This is a genomic window from Sphingomonas sp. M6A6_1c (genome assembly GCF_053345135.1).
Map to the genome: position 1 here is coordinate 99,282 of NZ_JBKEZO010000003.1, position 18,574 is coordinate 117,855.

General features: G+C 68.0%; 17 protein-coding genes and 1 pseudogene. 15 read left to right on the forward strand and 3 right to left on the reverse strand.

Translation table 11 applies throughout. The features are described from left to right. Nucleotides 1-60 precede the first annotated feature (60 nt). Nucleotides 61-798 carry a Crp/Fnr family transcriptional regulator gene (locus ACLBWH_RS06540; RefSeq protein ID WP_447797658.1) on the forward strand — a complete coding sequence of 246 codons (738 nt, stop codon included), beginning with the start codon at nucleotides 61-63 and terminating at the stop codon, nucleotides 796-798. Nucleotides 799-809: 11 nt separating this feature from the next. Here the strand turns inward: ACLBWH_RS06540 and ACLBWH_RS06545 are convergent. Continuing rightward, nucleotides 810-3,173: pseudogene (locus tag ACLBWH_RS06545) on the reverse strand (TonB-dependent receptor). Nucleotides 3,174-3,453: 280 nt separating this feature from the next. On the opposite strand from ACLBWH_RS06545, the gene ACLBWH_RS06550 reads away from it, so the two are divergent. The 11 genes from ACLBWH_RS06550 to ACLBWH_RS06600 all read left to right on the forward strand — a co-directional run bounded on the left by ACLBWH_RS06550 (nucleotide 3,454) and on the right by ACLBWH_RS06600 (nucleotide 13,876). Further along, the gene (locus ACLBWH_RS06550; protein WP_447797660.1) at nucleotides 3,454-4,887 is read left to right on the forward strand and encodes a methyl-accepting chemotaxis protein; all 1,434 of its coding nucleotides are present in this window, start codon (nucleotides 3,454-3,456) and stop codon (nucleotides 4,885-4,887) included. 286 nt (nucleotides 4,888-5,173) lie between these two features. Beyond that, the gene (locus ACLBWH_RS06555; protein WP_447798197.1) at nucleotides 5,174-6,601 is read left to right on the forward strand and encodes a methyl-accepting chemotaxis protein; all 1,428 of its coding nucleotides are present in this window, start codon (nucleotides 5,174-5,176) and stop codon (nucleotides 6,599-6,601) included. Nucleotides 6,602-6,633: 32 nt separating this feature from the next. After that, nucleotides 6,634-6,939: an STAS domain-containing protein gene (locus ACLBWH_RS06560; RefSeq protein WP_322850829.1), complete on the forward strand. Its 306-nt coding sequence runs from the start codon at nucleotides 6,634-6,636 to the stop codon at nucleotides 6,937-6,939. 11 nt (nucleotides 6,940-6,950) lie between these two features. Continuing rightward, on the forward strand, nucleotides 6,951-9,125 hold the full coding sequence (locus ACLBWH_RS06565; protein WP_447797662.1) for a chemotaxis protein CheA: 2,175 nt from the start codon (nucleotides 6,951-6,953) through the stop codon (nucleotides 9,123-9,125). Beyond that, the gene (locus tag ACLBWH_RS06570; RefSeq protein WP_447797664.1) at nucleotides 9,122-9,982 is read left to right on the forward strand and encodes a CheR family methyltransferase; all 861 of its coding nucleotides are present in this window, start codon (nucleotides 9,122-9,124) and stop codon (nucleotides 9,980-9,982) included. The genes ACLBWH_RS06565 and ACLBWH_RS06570 overlap by 4 nt, the downstream gene beginning before the upstream one ends. Next, nucleotides 9,979-11,019, forward strand: coding sequence for a protein-glutamate methylesterase/protein-glutamine glutaminase (locus ACLBWH_RS06575; protein ID WP_447797666.1), 1,041 nt, complete (start codon nucleotides 9,979-9,981; stop codon nucleotides 11,017-11,019). Before ACLBWH_RS06570 ends, ACLBWH_RS06575 begins: the two co-directional genes overlap by 4 nt. Next, nucleotides 11,016-11,573 (forward strand): chemotaxis protein CheD, encoded by a 558-nt coding sequence (locus ACLBWH_RS06580; RefSeq protein ID WP_447797668.1) that lies wholly within the window; start codon nucleotides 11,016-11,018, stop codon nucleotides 11,571-11,573. The genes ACLBWH_RS06575 and ACLBWH_RS06580 overlap by 4 nt, the downstream gene beginning before the upstream one ends. 32 nt (nucleotides 11,574-11,605) lie before the next feature. After that, nucleotides 11,606-11,971 carry a response regulator gene (locus tag ACLBWH_RS06585; protein ID WP_322850834.1) on the forward strand — a complete coding sequence of 122 codons (366 nt, stop codon included), beginning with the start codon at nucleotides 11,606-11,608 and terminating at the stop codon, nucleotides 11,969-11,971. 23 nt (nucleotides 11,972-11,994) lie between these two features. Continuing rightward, entirely contained in the window at nucleotides 11,995-12,438 is a 444-nt protein-coding gene (locus ACLBWH_RS06590) for a chemotaxis protein CheW (protein WP_322850835.1), read from the forward strand. Nucleotides 12,439-12,527: 89 nt separating this feature from the next. Beyond that, on the forward strand, nucleotides 12,528-13,538 hold the full coding sequence (locus ACLBWH_RS06595) for a chemotaxis protein CheB (protein ID WP_447797671.1): 1,011 nt from the start codon (nucleotides 12,528-12,530) through the stop codon (nucleotides 13,536-13,538). Then, nucleotides 13,535-13,876 carry a hypothetical protein gene (locus tag ACLBWH_RS06600; RefSeq protein ID WP_322850837.1) on the forward strand — a complete coding sequence of 114 codons (342 nt, stop codon included), beginning with the start codon at nucleotides 13,535-13,537 and terminating at the stop codon, nucleotides 13,874-13,876. Before ACLBWH_RS06595 ends, ACLBWH_RS06600 begins: the two co-directional genes overlap by 4 nt. Before the next feature lie 79 nt (nucleotides 13,877-13,955). Here the strand turns inward: ACLBWH_RS06600 and ACLBWH_RS06605 are convergent, their stop codons facing one another. Together ACLBWH_RS06605 and ACLBWH_RS06610 are read right to left on the reverse strand one after the other, a co-directional pair. Next, a complete protein-coding gene (locus ACLBWH_RS06605; protein ID WP_322850838.1) occupies nucleotides 13,956-14,336 on the reverse strand; it encodes a hypothetical protein in 381 nt (126 codons plus the stop codon). A gap of 121 nt (nucleotides 14,337-14,457) precedes the next feature. Beyond that, the gene (locus tag ACLBWH_RS06610) at nucleotides 14,458-15,132 is read right to left on the reverse strand and encodes an MBL fold metallo-hydrolase (protein ID WP_322850839.1); all 675 of its coding nucleotides are present in this window, start codon (nucleotides 15,130-15,132) and stop codon (nucleotides 14,458-14,460) included. A 79-nt stretch (nucleotides 15,133-15,211) separates the two neighbouring features. Between ACLBWH_RS06610 and pabB the strand changes: the two genes are divergently transcribed. The 3 genes from pabB to ACLBWH_RS06625 all read left to right on the forward strand — a co-directional run bounded on the left by pabB (nucleotide 15,212) and on the right by ACLBWH_RS06625 (nucleotide 18,533). Then, a complete protein-coding gene (pabB, locus tag ACLBWH_RS06615) occupies nucleotides 15,212-16,990 on the forward strand; it encodes an aminodeoxychorismate synthase component I (protein ID WP_447797673.1) in 1,779 nt (592 codons plus the stop codon). Between the two features lie 34 nt (nucleotides 16,991-17,024). Beyond that, nucleotides 17,025-18,224: a pyridoxal phosphate-dependent aminotransferase gene (locus ACLBWH_RS06620; protein ID WP_447797675.1), complete on the forward strand. Its 1,200-nt coding sequence runs from the start codon at nucleotides 17,025-17,027 to the stop codon at nucleotides 18,222-18,224. Nucleotides 18,225-18,386: 162 nt separating this feature from the next. Next, a complete protein-coding gene (locus tag ACLBWH_RS06625; protein WP_322850842.1) occupies nucleotides 18,387-18,533 on the forward strand; it encodes a hypothetical protein in 147 nt (48 codons plus the stop codon). Nucleotides 18,534-18,574: the final 41 nt, after the last annotated feature.

The following is an 18,574-nucleotide window of genomic DNA, read 5'->3' on the forward strand; positions in this document are numbered from 1 at the left end:
TTGCTGTACGGAATCGGACCAAAGGGTGTCGACGAAGCGGCGGGGGGATGCGGACGGCGGATGGCGACGGGGTTGAAGAGCGTGATCGGCACGCAGGATCGGGGCACCAGCAACCGGCTGCTGCTGCACTTGGCGGATGCGGATTGGGCGATGCTGGCACCACATCTGGAACGGGTGACGTTCGCGGTGGGCGACGATATCGCCAGCGCCGGCGAACGGATCGCCAGCGTCTGCTTCCTCGACGACGGCATCGCCGGCATCCTCGACGCGCTGGAGGGCGACCGGCGCTATGCGGTGGCGCTGGTCGGGGCGGAGGGGTTCATCGGCTGGCCGCTGCTGCTCGGCGACGACCGCTCGCCCTATGACGTGACGATGCGCGCCGAACATGGCGCGGCGCTGCGCCTGCCCGCCCCCGTGCTGCTCGCAGCGGTCGAGCAGAGCGCGGGATTGCGCGCTCTGCTGCTGCGGTTCGTCCAGACGCTGATGCTGCAGATGGGGCGGACGATCGTCTCGTCACTTGCCCACCCGATCGAGCGGCGCATGGCACGCTGGATCCTGCTCTATCACGATCGCGTCCGCGAGGACGACATCTGCATGACGCACGAGGAGTTCCGGCTGATGCTCGGCGTGAGGCGCAGCAGCGTCACCGACGCGCTGCACCGGCTGGAAGAGGAACAGGCGATCCGTGCCTTTCGCGGCCGCGTCGTGGTGCGCGACCGCGGCAAGCTGATGACGCTTGCCGGCGACACCTACGGGCATGCCGAGCAGGAATATCGTCGCCTGCTCGGCACCCGCTGACCCCCGGCGGGTCAGAAGCCGCGGCGTAAAGTGACGAACCACTGGCGCGGCGCACCGGCGAGCAGCGTCTGGTTGTCGCCGCTGGCGACATAGCCGTTGCTGCCGATCGTCGCGATGTAGCGCTTGTCGGTCAGGTTGGTGACGCTGCCCTCGATCGCCAGTCCCTCCAGAACGCCACCGAGGCCATGCAGCCGGTAGCCGATGCTCGCATCGACCAGCAGCCGCGCCCCGACCGACTGGTCGTTGAGATAGGTGAAGTAGCGCTTCGTCATGTAATCGCCACCGGCGCGCGCGAAGAAGCGGTCGTCGTCATAGACGATCTCGCCCTTGACCATATGTTCTGGCGTATCGACCACCGTCTTGCCCTTGGTCGGCGACAAGACGATGCCCGCCGCGCTGAGCACGTCGTCCTGATAGGTCGATTTGTTGTAGGAATAGCTGGCGAACAGCGTCAGCGGCCGGACGATGCGATAGCTTGCCGACGCTTCGGCGCCATAGCTCTCGACGTTGCCGGCGTTGTTCAGCGTCGGCGGATTGCCGATGATGCCGGCGCCGTTGGAAAAGGACAGCAGGCGATTGGCGAAGTCGACGTAATAGCCGACCGCAGACACCTGCAAGCCGCCGCTATGGAGGCGGACGCCGCCCTCGACGGTCTTCGACGTCTCCGGCTTCAAGGTCGAGCGGATCGCATCGAAGCCGGCCTGCGTGGTCGCGAACGGCCCCGCCGTCGCAGCGGAAACGAAGGCACGCATGTTCTCCGTGTAGCTGGCGAACGCCTCGACGCCGCCACCCAGCCGATACAATGCGCCGATCTGCGGCAGGAACCAATCGCGCGCCTGGATTTTTCCAGCGACGAGTACGCCAGTGAGCAGGTTCGCCTGGTTGCGGACGCGCATGCCCTTCCACCCGCCGTTCAGCGTCAGCGGGCCTAGGTCGAGCGTGTCGGCGACGTGATACTGTAGCGTCTCCGTATCGTATTTGCCGTTGTATTGCGTCGCGAACGGGTTGGACTGGAAGGCAAGCGTCTCGCGATTAGGGGTGGTGCCGGCAGCCATGCCGTAGAACCGACGTGCCTGAGTAAACGTGTTGCTTTCGTACCAGCCGCCGAGTTCGAACCGGTTGGCTCCTGTCTCGATGAGCAGCCGCGTCAGATTGCCGGCCCGGTCGATGCCGTATTCTGTGGTGCGGAACGAGAGCGGCGCCGGGTTGGTGATCGGGGAACCGTCGGCGTTGGGCGCGCCTGCCGGTGTGGCAAGGTAGGGCGTGATCCACGATCCCTGTCCCTTGTTGTGGTGGTAATAGCTGGTCGATGTGATCGACAGATTGCTGGTCAAACGTGCGTCGAAGGTCAGGCCACCCAGCCAGTCGCGACGGAGACCGCCTGCATCGTAATAGACGTCGTCCACCGTCGCGATGCCGGTCGGGAAGGAAAGGCCTGACGACGGATACGGTAAAGCGGCGGTGGCGCTGCCGGCACGCGTCTGTTGATTCGCGTAGACCTATCCGATTTGCAGCGCGAGCGGATAGTTGCCGGTGATGTTGTCGTTGTTCAGCCCGCGGCGGCGGATGATGTCGAGGCTGAGATCCTGATAGTCGTTCTCGCGCCGGTCGGAGAAATCGACGAAGCCGGTGATGCTGCCGCGCTCGCCGAAATCCTTGACCAGTTTGGCGTTGGCCTGGTGCTGACGCTGGACGCCCTGGCCCTTCCACTTGTCGGTGGTGAGGAAGCCGTAGCTCAGATAGCCCTTTAGCCCGCCGCCCATGTCGCCGCTCTCGGCGCGGACGAAGGCGCGATAGGTCTGGTCGCTGCCATAGGTGCCCGAGGCGACGAGATCGGGGGTATCGGAGGGCTTGCGGCTGGTGAATTGCAGCGTGCCGCCGAGATTGCTGGTCGATGCGGTGCCGAGCGCGCCGGCACCCTGCGCCACCGTCGTCGTCGCCAGGTTTTCGGAGATGATCGCGCGGCTGATGTGCAGCCCGTTGACGTTGCCGTAGCTCATGTCGCCGAGCGGCACGCCGTCGAGGGTGAAGCCGAGCTGGTTCTGGTTGAAGCCGCGCAGCGAGATGCGCGTCGACCATTCATAGGCACCGAAGGCGTCGGACGATTGGAAGTTGACGCCGGGCAGCTTGGCGACCGCCTTCAGCGGCGAGGTGCCCGGGGTCAGCCGCTCCATGTCGATCGCGGATACCGTCTGCACCTGCCGGCTCTGGCCGAAGCCCATGACGACGATGTCGCCGCCGGCGCCGCCGGTCGTCCCGTCGTCGCTCTGCGTCACCGCGGCGGCGGTGTCCTGCGGCACCTCCTGCGCCTCGGCGGCCTGCGCCATCAGCAATGCGGCCGAGGCGACGCCGACCCACCGAAACCGTTCGATCATGCTCTTATCCCCCTGGCGCCGATGCGCTTTCAGGGAGGCTGGTGACGTAGGCGCGTGACAGAACCGCGACCGTTGCACGACGGCGCGGTGACAACGGCGATCATGGCCGCATCGGGCACGATTCCTTTAAAAGCCGTTCTATAATGGCAACAGGTCCGTTCAGATTGGCTGTATTTAACGAGGTCTTCAGACTTTCGGTCCAATTTGAACGTTAGAGGCTGATTCGAAACGATGAAGAGGCCGGGATCGGCGGGAGCGTCCGCCTTCATCGAAGGACCTGATGATGTTTAACTGGTTCGCGAATCACGCGCCCATCCGTACCAAGTTCAAGGTTTTGCTCGCACTGCACGGCACCGTGGCCGCGACCGGGGTCGCGACGACCTATCTCGCCGCGGAGGCGACGCCCGCCGAAGCGACGATCTACGTCGTCGTCGCCGCCGTGCTGTTCGTCGTGACGGTCGTCGCGGTCCTGGTCAGCGGCAAGGCGATCAGCGATCCCTATGTCGCATCGGTCGTCCGCATGGAGGAACTGGCCGCGGGCGACCTCAAGGCGCCGATCCCGTTCGCCGACCATCGCGACTGCATCGGCCGGATGTCGCGCGCGGTCAGCGTCTTCAAGCAGAATGCCGAAACCGTCCAGGCCGCCGCCGCCGCGCAGCAGCAGGTCGTCGGCACGCTCGGCGAGGGGCTGACGCGGCTGGCGGCGAGCGACCTCAGCTTCCGGATCGAGCAGAGCTTCCCCGCGGATTACGAGCGGGTGCGCGTCGATTACAACCGGGCGCTGGATGCGGTCGCCGAGACGATGCGCGCCGTGACCGAAGCGACCAGCGGGATCAACAACGGCGCGATCGACATCCGCCAGGCGTCCGACGATCTGTCGCAGCGCACCGAGCAGCAGGCGGCGAGCCTGGAGGAAACCGCGGCGGCGATGGACGAGATCACCTCGACCGTCCGGCAGACCGCCGCTGGCGCGGTGCGCGCCAACAGCGTCGTCGAGGAAGCACGTATCGACGCCGAGCAATCGGGTCAGGTCGTCCGCCGTGCGGTCGAAGCGATGGGCGGGATCGAGCGTTCCTCGAACGAAATCTCCGACATCATCTCGGTCATCGACGGCATCGCCTTCCAGACCAACCTGCTGGCGCTCAACGCCGGCGTCGAGGCGGCGCGTGCCGGTGACGCGGGCCGCGGCTTCGCGGTCGTCGCCTCCGAAGTGCGCGCGCTCGCCCAGCGGTCGGCCGAAGCGGCCAAGGACGTCAAGACGCGCATCACCGCCTCGTCCGAACAGGTCGATGCCGGCGTCGAGCTGGTCAGCGAGACCGGCAAGGCGCTCGACCGGATCATCGGCCGCATCGGCGAGATCAGCACGCTGGTCGGCCAGATCGCCTCGGCCGCCGAGCAGCAGGCGACCGGCCTGCAGCAGGTCAACACCGCGGTCAGCGAGATGGACGGCGTCACCCAGCAGAATGCCGCGATGGTCGAGGAAGCGACCGCCGCCGCGCGCAGCCTGTCGGCCGAGGCCGACGAGCTGGCCCGTCAGGTCGCGCGCTTCAAGCTGAACGCCGGCGAACCCGTCCTGCGCGCGGTGCCGGTGGTGCATCAGCTGCAGGACCGTGCCGCCGACGCCGGCCGCCGCATCGCGCGCTCGGCGCGGCGCACCGGCACCGGCGGTGGTACCGCGGTCGCGGTCGCATCGGACGATTGGTCGGAATTCTAAGCGATCGCGACCGGCCACGGCCGGTCCGCTCTAGGAAGAAGGGAAGGGGGGCAGCGTGCAGTTTCATCGTATCGATCATCGCGACCGTGCTTGCCGCCGCTCTTCCGCCGGCCGCACGCGGTTCGTCACCGATCGCGGCCATGCCGCGCAGCGCGAGCGCCGGCACCGCACCAATCTGATTACACCCAAAATGGGTGGTCAACGTCGCGTTAAGTCGATGCTGCCACCCCCCATCGTCATGGACCGGACGGACCGTTTCCGCCGGTCGTCGATGGAGACGTTGCCGATGTTGAGCTGGTTCGAGAAACGCGCGCCGATCCGCGTCAAATTCCGCGTCCTCGCAGGAATGCAGGCGCTGCTCGGTGCCATATTGGTCGCGATCACGGCGGGGGCGTCGACGGGCATGATCCATACCAGCCCGGCGATCGACATCGGCGTCGCGGCACTGACCGTCGTCGTGATGTGCGTGACGACGCTGTTCGCCGGCGGCATCATGTGCCGGCCCTATGTCCAGACGGTGCTGCGCATGGAGGCGCTCGCCGCGGGCGATCTGCAGGCGCCGATCGCGCATACCGACAACAAGGATTGCGTCGGCCGGATGACCAAGGCGATGGCGATCTTCCGCCACAACATGGAGGAAGCCAATACCGCCGGCGCGCAGCGGGCGATGGCGGGCGCGCTGGCCGAGGGGCTGGGGCATCTCGCGCAGGGCAATCTGACCTTCCGCATCACCAGCGACTTTCCGGCCGAGTTCGAGGCGCTGCGCAGCGACTTCAACGTCGCGATGGAGGCGATGATGGCAGCGGTCGCAGCGGTCAATCACGCCGCCGCGAGCATCGACGGCGGCTCGGGCGACATCCTGCAGGCGTCGGACGATCTGTCGCAGCGCACCGAACAGCAGGCGGCGAGCCTCGAGCAGACCGCGGCGGCGATGCAGCAGATCACCGCCACCGTCCGCGACACCGCGGCGCGGGCCGAGCGCGCCAACGGCGTCGTCGGCGCGGCGCGCGGCGAGGCCGAGGAATCGGGCCAGGTCGTCGCCCGCGCGGTCGACGCGATGGGCGGGATCGAACGCGCCTCCGACGAGATTTCGGAGATCATCTCGGTGATCGACGGCATCGCCTTCCAGACCAACCTCCTCGCGCTGAACGCCGGGGTCGAGGCGGCGCGGGCCGGTGACGCGGGCCGCGGCTTCGCGGTCGTCGCCTCCGAAGTGCGGGCGCTCGCCCAGCGCTCGGCGGAAGCGGCCAAGGACGTCAAGACGCGGATCACCGCTTCGTCGGTGCAGGTCGATGCCGGCGTCGCGCTGGTCAGCGCGACCGGCGAGGCGTTGCAGCGGCTGATCGGCCGGTTCGGCGAGATCAGCGGGCTGGTCGCGCAGATCGCCACCGCCGCCGAGCAGCAGGCGACCGCCCTGCAGCAGGTCAACGTCGCGGTCGGCGAGATGGACGGCGTCACGCAGCAGAATGCCGCGATGGTCGAACAGGCGACCGCCGCCGCGCGCAACCTGTCTTCCGACGCGAGCGAGCTGGTCGCGCAGATGGTGCGCTTCCGCACCGGGCGCCCGGCCCAGCCCGCGCTGAAGGCGGTGCCGACCGACAATCGCGTCCACCGTCTGCAGCGCCGCGCCGCCGACGAGGGCCGCCGCATCGCCGGACAGTCGCACCGGGGGACCGCCGTCGCGGTCGCCGGCGACGATTGGTCCGAATTCTAACCCGTTTCGAACGTATCGAAAGTCGAACCCGCATGTCCCTGCCCGCCACTTCCCTGCTTCCCGAGATGCTCGATACGTCGGCGGCCGGTCCGCTGCGCGTCGCGCTGCTCGACCGCATCGACCGCGGTGAGCCGGTCCATCTCGACGGCAGCGAGGTGACGCGCGCGGGGCTCGCCTGCCTCCAGGTGCTCGCCAGCGCCCGCGCCACCGCGGTGGAACAGGATGTGGACTTCCGGATCGACCAGCCCAGCGAGGCGCTGGCGCGGATGATCGCGCTCGCTGGGCTCGATGCGGCGCTCGACCTGCCGGGCGACGACGACCGCGATCTGGCCGCCTGAAAGGATTGATGATGAACCTCGACGAGATCCAGCAGATCTTCTTTCAGGAATGCGACGAAGGCCTCGCCACGATGGAGGCGAGCTTCGGCAGCGTGCGCCAGGGCGATTACGATCCCGAGACGATCAACACGATCTTCCGTGCGGTCCATTCGATCAAGGGCGGCGCCGGCGCCTTCGGCCACGAGCGGTTGCAGGCCTATGCGCATGAATACGAAACGCTGCTCGACCTGGTGCGCAACGGCACGCTGACGCTGACCGCCGACCTGCTCGGCACGATCGTCGGCGCGTTCGACATGCTGAGCGACCACGTCACCGCGGCGCGCGACGGTGGCGACGCGCCCGCCGACGGCGCGATGCTCGCGCGGCTCGTTGCCGCCGCTTCGCCCGATGCGGCGCCCGCGCCGGTTGCCACCCCGGCGGCACCGGTCGCTGCCGAGGAGGTCGCCGACGAGATGGGCTTCGCGCCGGTCGCGTTCGCCGGTGACGATTTCGACGATCTGTTCGCCCTGTGCGAGGCGCCCGCGCCGGTCGGCGCGACCGGCGACTGGCAGGTGACCTTCGTCCCCGGTGCCGACGCGCTGGAGAATGGCGGCGATCCGCTGCTGCTGCTGCGCGAATTGACGATGCTGGACGGCAAGGTGCTCGCCGCCGATCTGTCGGCGCTGCCGCCGCTCAACCAATTGCATCCCGAGCGCTGCTATCTCGGCTGGACCGCGATCGTGCCGGCCGCGGTCGCCGAGGACGACATTCGCGCGATCTTCGAGTTCATGGGCGAGTGCGAGCTGCGCATCGAGCGGATCGGCGGCGCGGCGATCGCGGACAATGACGACGACCTGCCGTTCGACCTGCCGCTGCCGACGCTGGATGCGAATTTCGACGCGCCCGCACCGGCGCCGGCACCGACGCCCGCACCGGTGGCCACGGCACCCGCGCCGGCACCGGTGGTGCCGCTGCTGCCACCGGAGCAGGCCGCGCCGCGCGCCGCGGTGGCGCCGCCCGCGCAGACGATCCGCGTCGATCTCGACAAGCTCGACCGGCTGGTCAACCTCGTCGGCGAGCTGGTCATCACCCAGGCGATGCTGGCGCAGCGCCTGTCCGAACATGCGATGGCGGGGATTTCCGAGCTGACCGACCTAGACCATCTGACGCGCGAATTGCAGGAATCGACGATGGCGATCCGCGCACAGCCGATGAAGACTGTGTTCAGCCGCGTGCCGCGTATCATCCGCGAGCTGGAGGTCGAAACCGGCAAGCGCGTCCGCCTCGATATCGTCGGCGAGATGACCGAGGTCGACAAGACCGTGGTCGAACGGATCGGCGAACCGCTGACCCATCTCATCCGCAACGCGGTCGACCACGGCCTGGAGACCCCGGCCGAGCGGCTCGCCGCGGGCAAGCCGGAAGAAGGTGTGGTAACGCTATCCGCGGCGCATCATTCCGGCCGGATCGTCATCACCGTCGCCGACGACGGCCGCGGCATCGATCGCAAGCGCGTCCGCGCCAAGGCGGTCGAACGCGGCATCATCGCTGCCGACGCTTTGCTGAGCGACGAGGAGACCGACAATCTGATCTTCGCGGCGGGTTTCTCGACCGCGGCGACCGTCTCCAACATCTCGGGCCGCGGCGTCGGCATGGACGTGGTGCGCAAGAACGTCCAGGCGCTCGGCGGCCGGATCGGCATCACCTCGCATTTCGGGTCGGGTTCCAGCTTCGCGCTGTCGTTGCCGCTGACGCTAGCGGTGCTCGACGGCATGATCGTCACCGTCGGCGACCAGACCTTCGTCATCCCGCTCGGCCATATCGTCGAGAGCCTGCGTCCCGATCAGGACGGCGTGAAGGTGCTCGGGCCGAGCGCCTCGCTGCTCGACGTCCGCGGCTCCTACGTGCCGGTGCATCGCGTCGCCGAACAGCTCGGCATCGACGGCGCGCAGACCGATCCGTCGCAGGCGGTGCTGATCGTCGTCGAATCCGACGTCGGCCAGGCGATCCTGATGGTCGATACGATCCAGGACCAGCGGCAGGTCGTGGTGAAGAGCCTGGAGGCGAATTACACCGCGATCCCCGGTCTTGCCGGTGCGACCATCCTCGGCGACGGGCGCGTCGCGCTGATCCTCGACGTCGATGCGCTGATCTCGCGCTGGCGGCGCGACCGCGTCGTCGCCGCGCCGCTGGGCCTCGCGGCATGAGCGCGGTGATGCTGGCGGCGAACCGCCCGACCGAATTCCGTTTCGAACCCGCGGATCATGCGGCGATCAGCGCCTTCGTCTACGACGCGGCCGGCATTCTGCTGCCGCCGGGCAAGATGCAATTGGTCTATGGCCGGCTGGCGCCGCGGGTGCGCGCCTGCGGCCTGACTTGCTTCGCCGATTATATCGATCTCATCGATCAGGACGAGGTGGAACGGACCCGCGCGCTCGACGCGCTGACCACCAACCACACCAGCTTCTTCCGCGAATCGCATCATTTCGACCATTTCATGGAACATGCCTGGCCCGCTCTCGACCAGCGGCTCGCGTCGCGCGGCAAGGTGCGGATCTGGTCGGCGGCCTGTTCGAGCGGGGAGGAGCCGTATTCGCTTCTGATGGCGATGTTCGGCACCGAACGCGGCAACGGACAGCGGCTGGCGCGGACCGATCTGCGCGTGCTCGGCACCGACCTCTCGACCGAAATCCTGGAGGCGGCGCGCGCCGGACGCTATTCGCTGGAGACGGCGTCGAGCATTCCGCAGCCGTTGCGCTCGGTCTGGGTGGCGCGCGACGGCGACCAGGCGGAGGTGCATCCGCTGGTCCGCGAGCGGGTGGCGTTCCGCAAGCTCAACCTGCTCGAATCGTGGCCGATGCGCGGCATGTTCGACGCGATCTTCTGCCGCAACGTGATGATCTATTTCGACGAGACGACGAAGGAACGGCTGCAGTCGCGGCTCGCCGACCAGCTCGAACCGGGCGGCTTCCTCTACATCGGTCATTCGGAGCGGCTCGCCGCGTCGGTGGCGCCGCGGTTCACCTGCGTCGGGCGGACCACTTTCCAGAAGGTAGCGTCATGATCGCCTCGCATCCCAAGACCGCGCCGACCCGCGTCCTGATCGTCGACGATTCGCCGACGATGCGCGCGATGGTGTCGCACAGCCTGTCTCGGTACGACGATATCGAGGTGATCGGCACCGCCGACGGGCCGCACAGCGCGCGCGAGATGATCAAGGCGCTCAACCCCGACGTGATCACGCTCGACATCGAGATGCCCGACATGAACGGCCTCGAATTCCTCGAGAAGATCATGCGGTTGCGGCCGATGCCGGTGGTCATGCTGTCGACGCTGACCGGGCGCGGTGCGGAGGCGACGATCCGCGCGCTCGAACTCGGCGCGTTCGACTGTTACGAAAAGCCCAAGACCGCGTTCGGCGAAGGACTGGGCGACGATCTCGCCGAGTTGGTGCGCACCGCCGCCAAGAGCCGCCGACGCCCGCGCTTCGTCACGCCGGCCGCCAAGCCCGCGACCGATTACGAACCGCGTGCCGATGCGATGATCGCGATCGGATCGTCGACCGGCGGCGTCGAGACGCTGATCGAGCTGTTGTCGGGCTTCCCGGCCAATTGCCCGCCGACGGTGATCGTCCAGCACATGCCCGAAACCTACGTGCCGACCTTCGCCGCGCGGCTCGACCGACTGTCGGCGCCGCAGGTCAGCGTCGCACGTTCCGGGGCGCCGCTGGAGCCGGGCCATGTCTATGTCGCGCCGGGCGGTTCGCACCATCTCGAGGTCACCGGCGGCACGCTGCGCCGCTGCCGCCTGGTCGCCGACGAGAAGATGAGCGGCCACCGCCCCTCGGTCGACCGGTTGTTCCTGTCGGTGGCGCGCTGGGCGGGGGCGTCGGCGGTCGGCGCGATCCTCACCGGCATGGGTGCCGATGGCGCCGAGGGCCTCAAGAAGATGAAGGATGCCGGCGCGATGACGATCGGCCAGGACCAGGATAGCTGCGTCGTCTACGGCATGCCCGCCGCCGCCAAGCAGATCGGCGCGGTGACGGTGCAATTGCCGCTGTCGCGGATCGCGGCACGCCTGCTCACCGAGTGCCGCGCATGAAAAGCGCCGTACGGACGGTCGATGGCCTCCGCCGAATCACGATCATGCAGGGCGAGACCAAGGTCTCGGACGATCCCGAGGCGGTGCTGACCACCGTGCTGGGCAGCTGCATCTCCGCCTGCCTGTTCGACCCGGTCGTCAAGGTCGGCGGGCTCAACCATTTCCTGCTCGCCGAACCGGGGAGCAACGACACCGACGTCTCGTCGCTGCAGCGCTATGGCGTCTATGCGATGGAGGTGCTGATCAACGCGATGCTGGCGATGGGTGCCACGCGCACCAATCTGAAGGCGCGCATCTATGGCGGCGCCTCGCTGCGCGACGGCTTCCGCGACATCGGTGCGACCAACGCGCTGTTCGCACGTCGTTTCCTGCGTGACGAGCGGATCGCTTTGGTCGGCGAGGACGTCGGCGGCTACGGCGCGCGCCGCGTCGAGTTCCGCCCGACGCTGGGCCTCGCACGCTGCCGCGTCGCCAACGTCCGCCCGGTCGAGCAATTGCGCGTCGCCCCTGTCCCCGTCCCGGTCGCCGCGGTCGGCGACGTCGAATTCTTCTAATGCGCCCCAATTATCCCAGTGAAGGAAGTTCCGTGCCCAGCACCATCATGACCGTAGACGATTCGCCGAGTATGCGGATGCTGCTGAGAGCGGCGTTGACCGACCTCGGCTATGACGTTCTCGAGGCGGAAGACGGCGTGCAGGCGCTGGAACGGCTGGACGGAGTCGAGCCCGACCTGCTGATCACCGACATCAACATGCCCCGGCTCGACGGCTTCGGCCTGATCGAGAAGGTGCGCGAACAGGACCGGCACCGCAATTTGCCGATCCTGGTGCTGACCACCGAAAGCTCCGACGAGAAGAAGCAGCGAGCCCGTTCGGCCGGCGCGACCGGCTGGATCGTCAAGCCGTTCCACCCGGAAAAGCTTGCCGCGGCGATCCGCCGCGTGCTGCACTGATCGCCCTTTCAGGAGACCGTTCCATGTCCCGCCAGCTCATTACCTTCCAGATCGGCGAGCAGATCCTCGGCGTCGATATCATGGCGATCCGCGAAATCCGCGCCTGGTCGCCCGCCACCCCATTGCCCAACGTGCCGCCGCACGTTCGCGGCGTCGTCAACCTGCGCGGCATCGTGCTGCCGGTGCTCGATCTCAGTCATCGGCTGGGCTGGGGGATGACCGATCCGTCGGCACGCCACGTCATCATCGTCGTGCGCATCGGCGAGCAATTGCAGGGCCTGATCGTCGATGCGGTCAACGACATCGTCACCGTGCCCGACGACGGCATGCAGCCGCTGCCCGATATCGGCGAGACGCCCGCGGCGAATTTCTTGGAAGGGCTGGCGACGATCGACCAGCGTCTGATCCTGGTGCTGGCGCTGGAACGGCTGATAGACAGCACGATGGCGCTGCCCGACGCGGCATGAGCCGGCCGTCCATCGCATTTCGGTAAAGCTGGCCGGTCCGCGGACGTTCCTCCCTTTTTACCTCCATTTTCGTTCAAGGAAGCCTGGCCATGGCCGCTGCGGTCAAAGTTCTCGTCGTCGATGATTCGCTCACCATGCGCGCCTTGCTGTCCGGCGCGCTGGAACGGATTCCCGGCGTCGTCGTCGTCGGCTCCGCCGACGGTGCGGAAGAGGCGCGCGCGATGCGCCAGCAATTCCACCCCGACGTGATGACGCTCGACGTCGAGATGCCGGGGATGAGCGGCATCGACTATCTCGCCGAGCTGATGGCGGACCGGCCGATGCCGGTGATCATGTTCTCCACCCGCACCGAGGCGGGGGCGGAGGCGTCGATCGAGGCGCTGCGGCTGGGCGCGATCGACTGTTTCCCCAAGCCCAAGGTCGCGGTGGCGGCGGAGTTCGACAAGATCCTCGCCAAGCTCGGCAAGCGGATCAAGGCCGCCAAGGGCGCCGTGGTGAAGAGCAGCACGGCGGGCAAGTCGGTCGCGGCGCCGCCGATCGACTGGAACGGCCGCCTGCTCGCGATCGGCGGCGAGGCGGCGGCGACGCAGGCGTTGTTCGACCTGTTCGGCAGCTTTTCCGCCAATTGCCCGCCGACGGTGGTCGTCCAGCACCTCGGTGCCGGGCTTGCCGGTACGCTGATCGACAAGATGGCCGCCGAGATCGCGCCGAAGATCGTGCTCGCCGAGGACGGCATGGCGATCGAACAGGGGACGATCTATCTCGCGCCGCCGGGCGATCATCACGTCGTCGTCGACGGGTGGCCGAACGGCAGGTTGCGCATGCTGCCGCGCGATCCGGTCGCGGGCGAACGGCCCTCGATTTCGATCCTTTTCGCCTCGGTTGCCAAGGCGGCGGGGGCGGAAGCGGTCGGCCTGCTGCTCGGCGCGGATGGCGAGGACGGCGATGCCGGCGTCCGTGCGCTGCAGGCGGGGGGCGGCTATTGCATCGCGCCCGCCGAACAGCGCGCCGACGGCTTCGTCATGACCCGCCGGATGGCATCGCAACCCGTGCCGCCCGACCAATTGTCGCGCAGCGTCATCAGATTGTGCTTGAAATGACCGGTCTCATCCAGAACGCCCCACTTGCCGTCGACGGCGTCGAGCCTGCGCTCGCGCATGCTTTGGCCGACGAGCTGGCCGGCCTCACCACCGTGCTCGCCGATCTCGCCTACGACCTCGCCGCGAATTCGGAGACGTTGCGCCAGCATATGCACAGTCTGCAGGCGATCGACCGGATCACGCAGGCGCAACTCGCGATGGCGGATGTGCTGCGCTCCTCGGCCTCGGCGGAGGAGCGGGTGGCGGCGGTGACGCTGGAGGAACTCGGGACCCGCCTCCTCGCGTCGTTGCGGCAATATCGGCAGCAGGGTGTGCCGGTGGCATTCGATATCGCCTGACCGTATCCGCCGCGGAACAGGGCGGCGGATGCGGCCGGGATCGCGGGCGGACGACCGGTCGGCCGTCCGCCCGTCGACGTCACGCCTTCTTGCGCGCGCGCTTCGGAGCGGCGGCGGCGGCGGTGTCTTCTTCCTCGTCGGGCTGGTCTTCACCCGCTTCGGTCAGCGCTTCGCCCAGTGCCTTCAGCTTGTCCTGCGACTTGTCCGCCTTGTCGGCGATCTTGGTCGTCGCCGCGCCGAGACGGTGCAGCAGCGCATGGACGCGATCGGCGTCCGGCTGGTCCTTTTCGAGCTGCTTGCGGAGCGAGCCCAGGTCGCGCAGAATGCCCTTGGCGCCCGTAACGTCCAGATCGGCCAGTGCCGCTTCCCAATCCTCGACCATGTCGGCGCCCTTGTTGGGCTTGGTCTCGTCGAGCCCGCGATTGATCGCGTTCATCGTTCCGGCAAACTTGATGGCCATGCGGCTTATCCTCTCGTCGGGGTAATCCCACGCCGCCAACGAGGCACCCCACATATGTGTCCGGTAGAAACGTTCTAATTCAGCAATTTACCGATTTCGCAGCCGCAACGATCCGCCGTCTTCATTCGGCCAGCGCGCGGTCGCTGACGAACATGTTGCTGGCCCGCTCGTGCGCGAAGGTGCTGGGGTTGCCGTGGCCGGGGATGAAGGCGGTGTCGTCGCCGAGCGGCCACAATTTGGTGACGATCGTCTCGATCAATTGCTTGTGGTTGCCGCCGGGCATGTCGGAGCGGCCGACCGAACCCTGGAACAGCACGTCGCCGACCTGCGCGAACTTCGAAGGCGCATGGTGGAAGATGACGTGGCCGAGCGTGTGGCCCGGCGTTTCGTAGACGTCGAGTTCCAGATTGCCGATCGTCACCGTATCGCCTTCGACCAGCCAGCGGTCGGGTTCGAAGACGACGCCGGTCATGCCGTAACTGCGGCCGTCGTCGTCGAGCCGGGCGAGCCAGAACCGGTCCGCCTCGTGCGGTCCCTCGATCGGCACGCCGAGGTCGTCGGCGAGCGGCTTGGCCTCGCCGGCATGGTCGATATGGCCGTGGGTGAGCAGGATCTTCTCGACGGTCACGCCCGCCTGCGCGATCGCCGCCTTGATCCGCGGCAGATCGCCGCCGGGATCGACGATCGCCGCCTTCATCGTCTCGGTGCACCAGATCAGGGTGCAATTCTGCTGGAACGGCGTCACCTGGACGATGACGGCCTTCAGGGGCGTGGCGCGGGCCGGCGTGCTGGTCATGGCGGGGAGATAAGCCGCTGATGCCGTGGCGGCAATCGCCGCTTGCGCGGAGGGCGTCACGCCGTGCATTCGTGAGCGGATGCTGAACGCGCCCTTCGTGCTGCTCGACGATGCCCGTCCGGATGGCGCCGGCGCGCGGCTCTATACCGATCCGGTCGAGATCGTCAGCGCCGCGACGCCGGAGGCGGTGGCGGCGGCGCTCGCGACGCTGCGCGCGGCCGGGGCGCGGGGTCTGCATGCCGCGGGCTATCTGACCTATGAGGCGGGCGCGGCGCTGATGCCGCGCGCGGTCGCCACGCGCGACGGCGAGGGGCCGCTGCTGTGGTTCGGGCTGTTCGCCGGCTATCGCCGGATCGAGGCGGATGCGGTGGCGGCATTGCTGCCCGATCCCGCCGGTGCCTGGGCGGCGGCACCGCGGCCGCGGATCGCGCGGGCGACCTATGACGAGGCGCTGGCACGCGTGCTGGAGATGATCCGCGCCGGCGACATCTATCAGGCGAACCTGACGTTGCGTGCCGATGTCGCCGTGGCGGGCGATCCGCTGGCGCTCTACGCCCGGCTGCGGCGGAGCGCGGCGGCGGGCCATGGCGCGCTGGTCGCCACCGGGGAGCGGCATCTGCTGTCGCTGTCGCCCGAGCTGTTCTTCGCGCTCGACGGTGACCGGCTCACCTGCCGGCCGATGAAGGGGACGGCGACGCGGGGCGACGGCGCGGACGAGGATGCGGCGCGCATCGCGGGCCTGCGCGGCGATGCCAAGCAGCAGGCCGAGAATCTGATGATCGTCGACCTGATGCGCAACGACATGTCGCGCGTCGCGGTTGCGGGTAGCGTTGCCGTGCCGGAGCTGTTCACGATCGAAAGCTATCCGACCGTCCACCAGATGACCTCCACCGTGACCGCGCGGCTGACGGCGGGACGCGACGCGGTGGACGTGCTGGAGGCGCTGTTCCCCTGCGGGTCGATCACCGGCGCGCCCAAGCAGCGCAGTATGGAGGTGATCGCCGCGATCGAGGATGCGCCACGCGGCGTCTATACGGGCGCGATCGGCCGGATCGACGCGGGTGGCGACGCCGCGTTCAACGTCGCGATCCGCACGCTGGCGATCACCGCCGGTGCGGATAGCGGGGAACTCGGCCTCGGCTCCGGGATCGTCGCCGACAGCCGCGCCGACGACGAATGGGCGGAGGTGCAGGCCAAGGGCGCATTCGTCACCGCCGGACAGCACCCGCTCGACCTGATCGAGACAATGGCCTTCGATCCCGAGGACGGCGTGGTGCTGCTCGAACGCCATCTCGCGCGGCTGACCGCGAGTGCGGCGGCGCTCGGCTTCCGCTTCGACCGGCATGGCGCGCGCAACGAATTGCAGGCGGCGACCTTCCGGCTGCGCGGGGCGGCGCGCATCCGGCTGCTGCTCGCGCAAAGCGGCGCGATCGCGATCGAGATCGCGCCGGCGCCCGTATCGCGCACCGGTCCGCTGCGGGTCGCGCTGGTGCCGCTGCCGGTCGCGGCGAGCGATTTCCGCCTGCGCCACAAGACCAGCGACCGCGGCTTCTACGATGCGGCGCGGCATGCGGCGGGGACGGACGAAGTGGTGTTCGTGCGACCCGACGGGCTGCTGACCGAGGGCAGCTTCACCTCCTTGTTCGTGCCGGCAGGCGACGGCGGGCTGCTGACGCCAGCGCGCGCACTCGGGTTGCTGCCCGGCGTGCTGCGCGCCGAAATGATCGAAACGGGCCGCGCGACAGAGGGTTATCTGTCGCGCGACGACCTTGCCGCGCCATTTTTTGTCGGAAACGCGCTGCGCGGACTGATGTCGGCGGTTGTTGCGATTGCGAAAGAGCCGGTGCTGTCGCTATAGGCGCGGCGTCCTATCCGCCATCGAGGCCCGATTCATGAAGCCCTCCGCCGCCCTCGGCCGCATCAGCCCGTCGCCGACGCTCGCCATCACCAGCCGCGTGCTCGAGCTGAAGCGGGCGGGCGTCGACGTGATCGGCCTCGGCGCGGGCGAGCCCGACTTCGATACGCCCGACTTCGTCAAGGACGCGGCGATCCAGGCGATCCGCGACGGCAAGACCAAATATACCAACGTCGACGGCACGATCGAGCTGAAGCAGGCGATCGTCGCCAAGTTCGCGCGCGACAACCACCTGACCTATACGACCGATCAGGTGACGGTGAACGTCGGCGGCAAGCACACGTTGTTCAACGCGATCGTCGCGACGGTGGATGCCGGCGACGAAGTGGTGATCCCGGCACCGTATTGGGTGAGCTATCCCGACGTCGTCCAGTTCGCCGGCGGCACGCCGGTGTTCGCGGTCGCCGGGCCGGAGCAGGATTACAAGCTCTCGCCCGAAGCGCTGGAAGCCGCGATCACCGATCGGACCAAATGGGTGATCCTCAACTCGCCGTCCAACCCGACGGGCGCGGCCTATTCGGTCGACGAGCTGAAAGCGCTCGGCGCGGTGCTGGCGCGGCATCCGCACGTCTGGATCTTCGCCGACGATATGTACGAGCATATCGTCTATGACGATTTCCGCTTCGCGACGATCGCCGAGGTTTGCCCCGAGCTGTACGAGCGCACGCTGACCGTCAACGGCTGTTCCAAGGCCTATGCGATGACCGGCTGGCGGATCGGCTTCGCCGCCGGCGCGCCGTGGCTGATCAAGGCGATCGCCAAATTGCAGTCGCAGTCGACCAGCAACCCGTGTTCGATCGCGCAGGCGGCGGCGGTCGCGGCGCTCAACGGCCCGCAGGATTTCCTGAAAGAGCGCAGCCGCGCGTTCCAGACGCGGCGCGATCTGGTCGTCGACATGCTCAACGCGATCCCCGGCATGCACTGTCCCAAGCCGGAAGGCGCCTTCTACGTCTATCCGTCGTTCGCCGAGCTGATCGGCAAGACCAGCCCGAACGGTCGCCGGATCGACACCGACGAGGATTTCGTCGGCTATTTGCTCGACGATGCCAAGGTGGCGGCGGTGCAGGGCGCGGCGTTCGGCCTCTCGCCGGCGATGCGGATCAGCTATGCGACGTCGGACGACCTGCTGCGCAAGGCCTGCGAGCGCATCCAGCAGGCGTGCGCCGACCTGCGCTGACCCGGCGGCGGCGACCCTGCTGAGCGATGAACGCCGCGGCCACGCGGCGTTAATGCAGCGTTTCTATAAATGCTATTGCGAACGGGGCGCAGAGAGACGATCTCGGCGTCCACAATAGGGCAGGACGAATGACCTGCCCGCCCGACAACAAAGGCATGCGTCATGCGCAAGGTTATCAAGAGCGGCTTCTTCTGGCAATTCGTCGGCGGCTTCGCCATCGGCGCGGTCGGTGTCGTGACCTTGCACCCGGCGGCGGCGCAGACGGTGCAGCCGATCCCGGCCGCCTCGCCAATCGTTCAGGCGCAGTGATTGTGTCGCCGGTCGCTCTTGGTGAGAGGCGGCCGGCACCC

Coding starts and splice junctions, on each gene's coding strand:
- ACLBWH_RS06605 (WP_322850838.1), bottom strand. CDS start 14,336: ATGGCCATCAAGTTTGCCGGAACGATGAACGCGATCAATCGCGGGCTC.
- ACLBWH_RS06580 (WP_447797668.1), top strand. CDS start 11,016: ATGAAAAGCGCCGTACGGACGGTCGATGGCCTCCGCCGAATCACGATC.
- ACLBWH_RS06570 (WP_447797664.1), top strand. CDS start 9,122: ATGAGCGCGGTGATGCTGGCGGCGAACCGCCCGACCGAATTCCGTTTC.
- ACLBWH_RS06595 (WP_447797671.1), top strand. CDS start 12,528: ATGGCCGCTGCGGTCAAAGTTCTCGTCGTCGATGATTCGCTCACCATG.
- ACLBWH_RS06575 (WP_447797666.1), top strand. CDS start 9,979: ATGATCGCCTCGCATCCCAAGACCGCGCCGACCCGCGTCCTGATCGTC.
- ACLBWH_RS06555 (WP_447798197.1), top strand. CDS start 5,174: ATGTTGAGCTGGTTCGAGAAACGCGCGCCGATCCGCGTCAAATTCCGC.
- ACLBWH_RS06560 (WP_322850829.1), top strand. CDS start 6,634: ATGTCCCTGCCCGCCACTTCCCTGCTTCCCGAGATGCTCGATACGTCG.
- ACLBWH_RS06620 (WP_447797675.1), top strand. CDS start 17,025: ATGAAGCCCTCCGCCGCCCTCGGCCGCATCAGCCCGTCGCCGACGCTC.
- ACLBWH_RS06600 (WP_322850837.1), top strand. CDS start 13,535: ATGACCGGTCTCATCCAGAACGCCCCACTTGCCGTCGACGGCGTCGAG.
- ACLBWH_RS06550 (WP_447797660.1), top strand. CDS start 3,454: ATGATGTTTAACTGGTTCGCGAATCACGCGCCCATCCGTACCAAGTTC.
- ACLBWH_RS06625 (WP_322850842.1), top strand. CDS start 18,387: ATGCGCAAGGTTATCAAGAGCGGCTTCTTCTGGCAATTCGTCGGCGGC.
- ACLBWH_RS06540 (WP_447797658.1), top strand. CDS start 61: ATGGCGACGGGGTTGAAGAGCGTGATCGGCACGCAGGATCGGGGCACC.
- ACLBWH_RS06610 (WP_322850839.1), bottom strand. CDS start 15,132: ATGACCAGCACGCCGGCCCGCGCCACGCCCCTGAAGGCCGTCATCGTC.
- ACLBWH_RS06565 (WP_447797662.1), top strand. CDS start 6,951: ATGAACCTCGACGAGATCCAGCAGATCTTCTTTCAGGAATGCGACGAA.
- pabB (WP_447797673.1), top strand. CDS start 15,212: ATGCTGAACGCGCCCTTCGTGCTGCTCGACGATGCCCGTCCGGATGGC.
- ACLBWH_RS06590 (WP_322850835.1), top strand. CDS start 11,995: ATGTCCCGCCAGCTCATTACCTTCCAGATCGGCGAGCAGATCCTCGGC.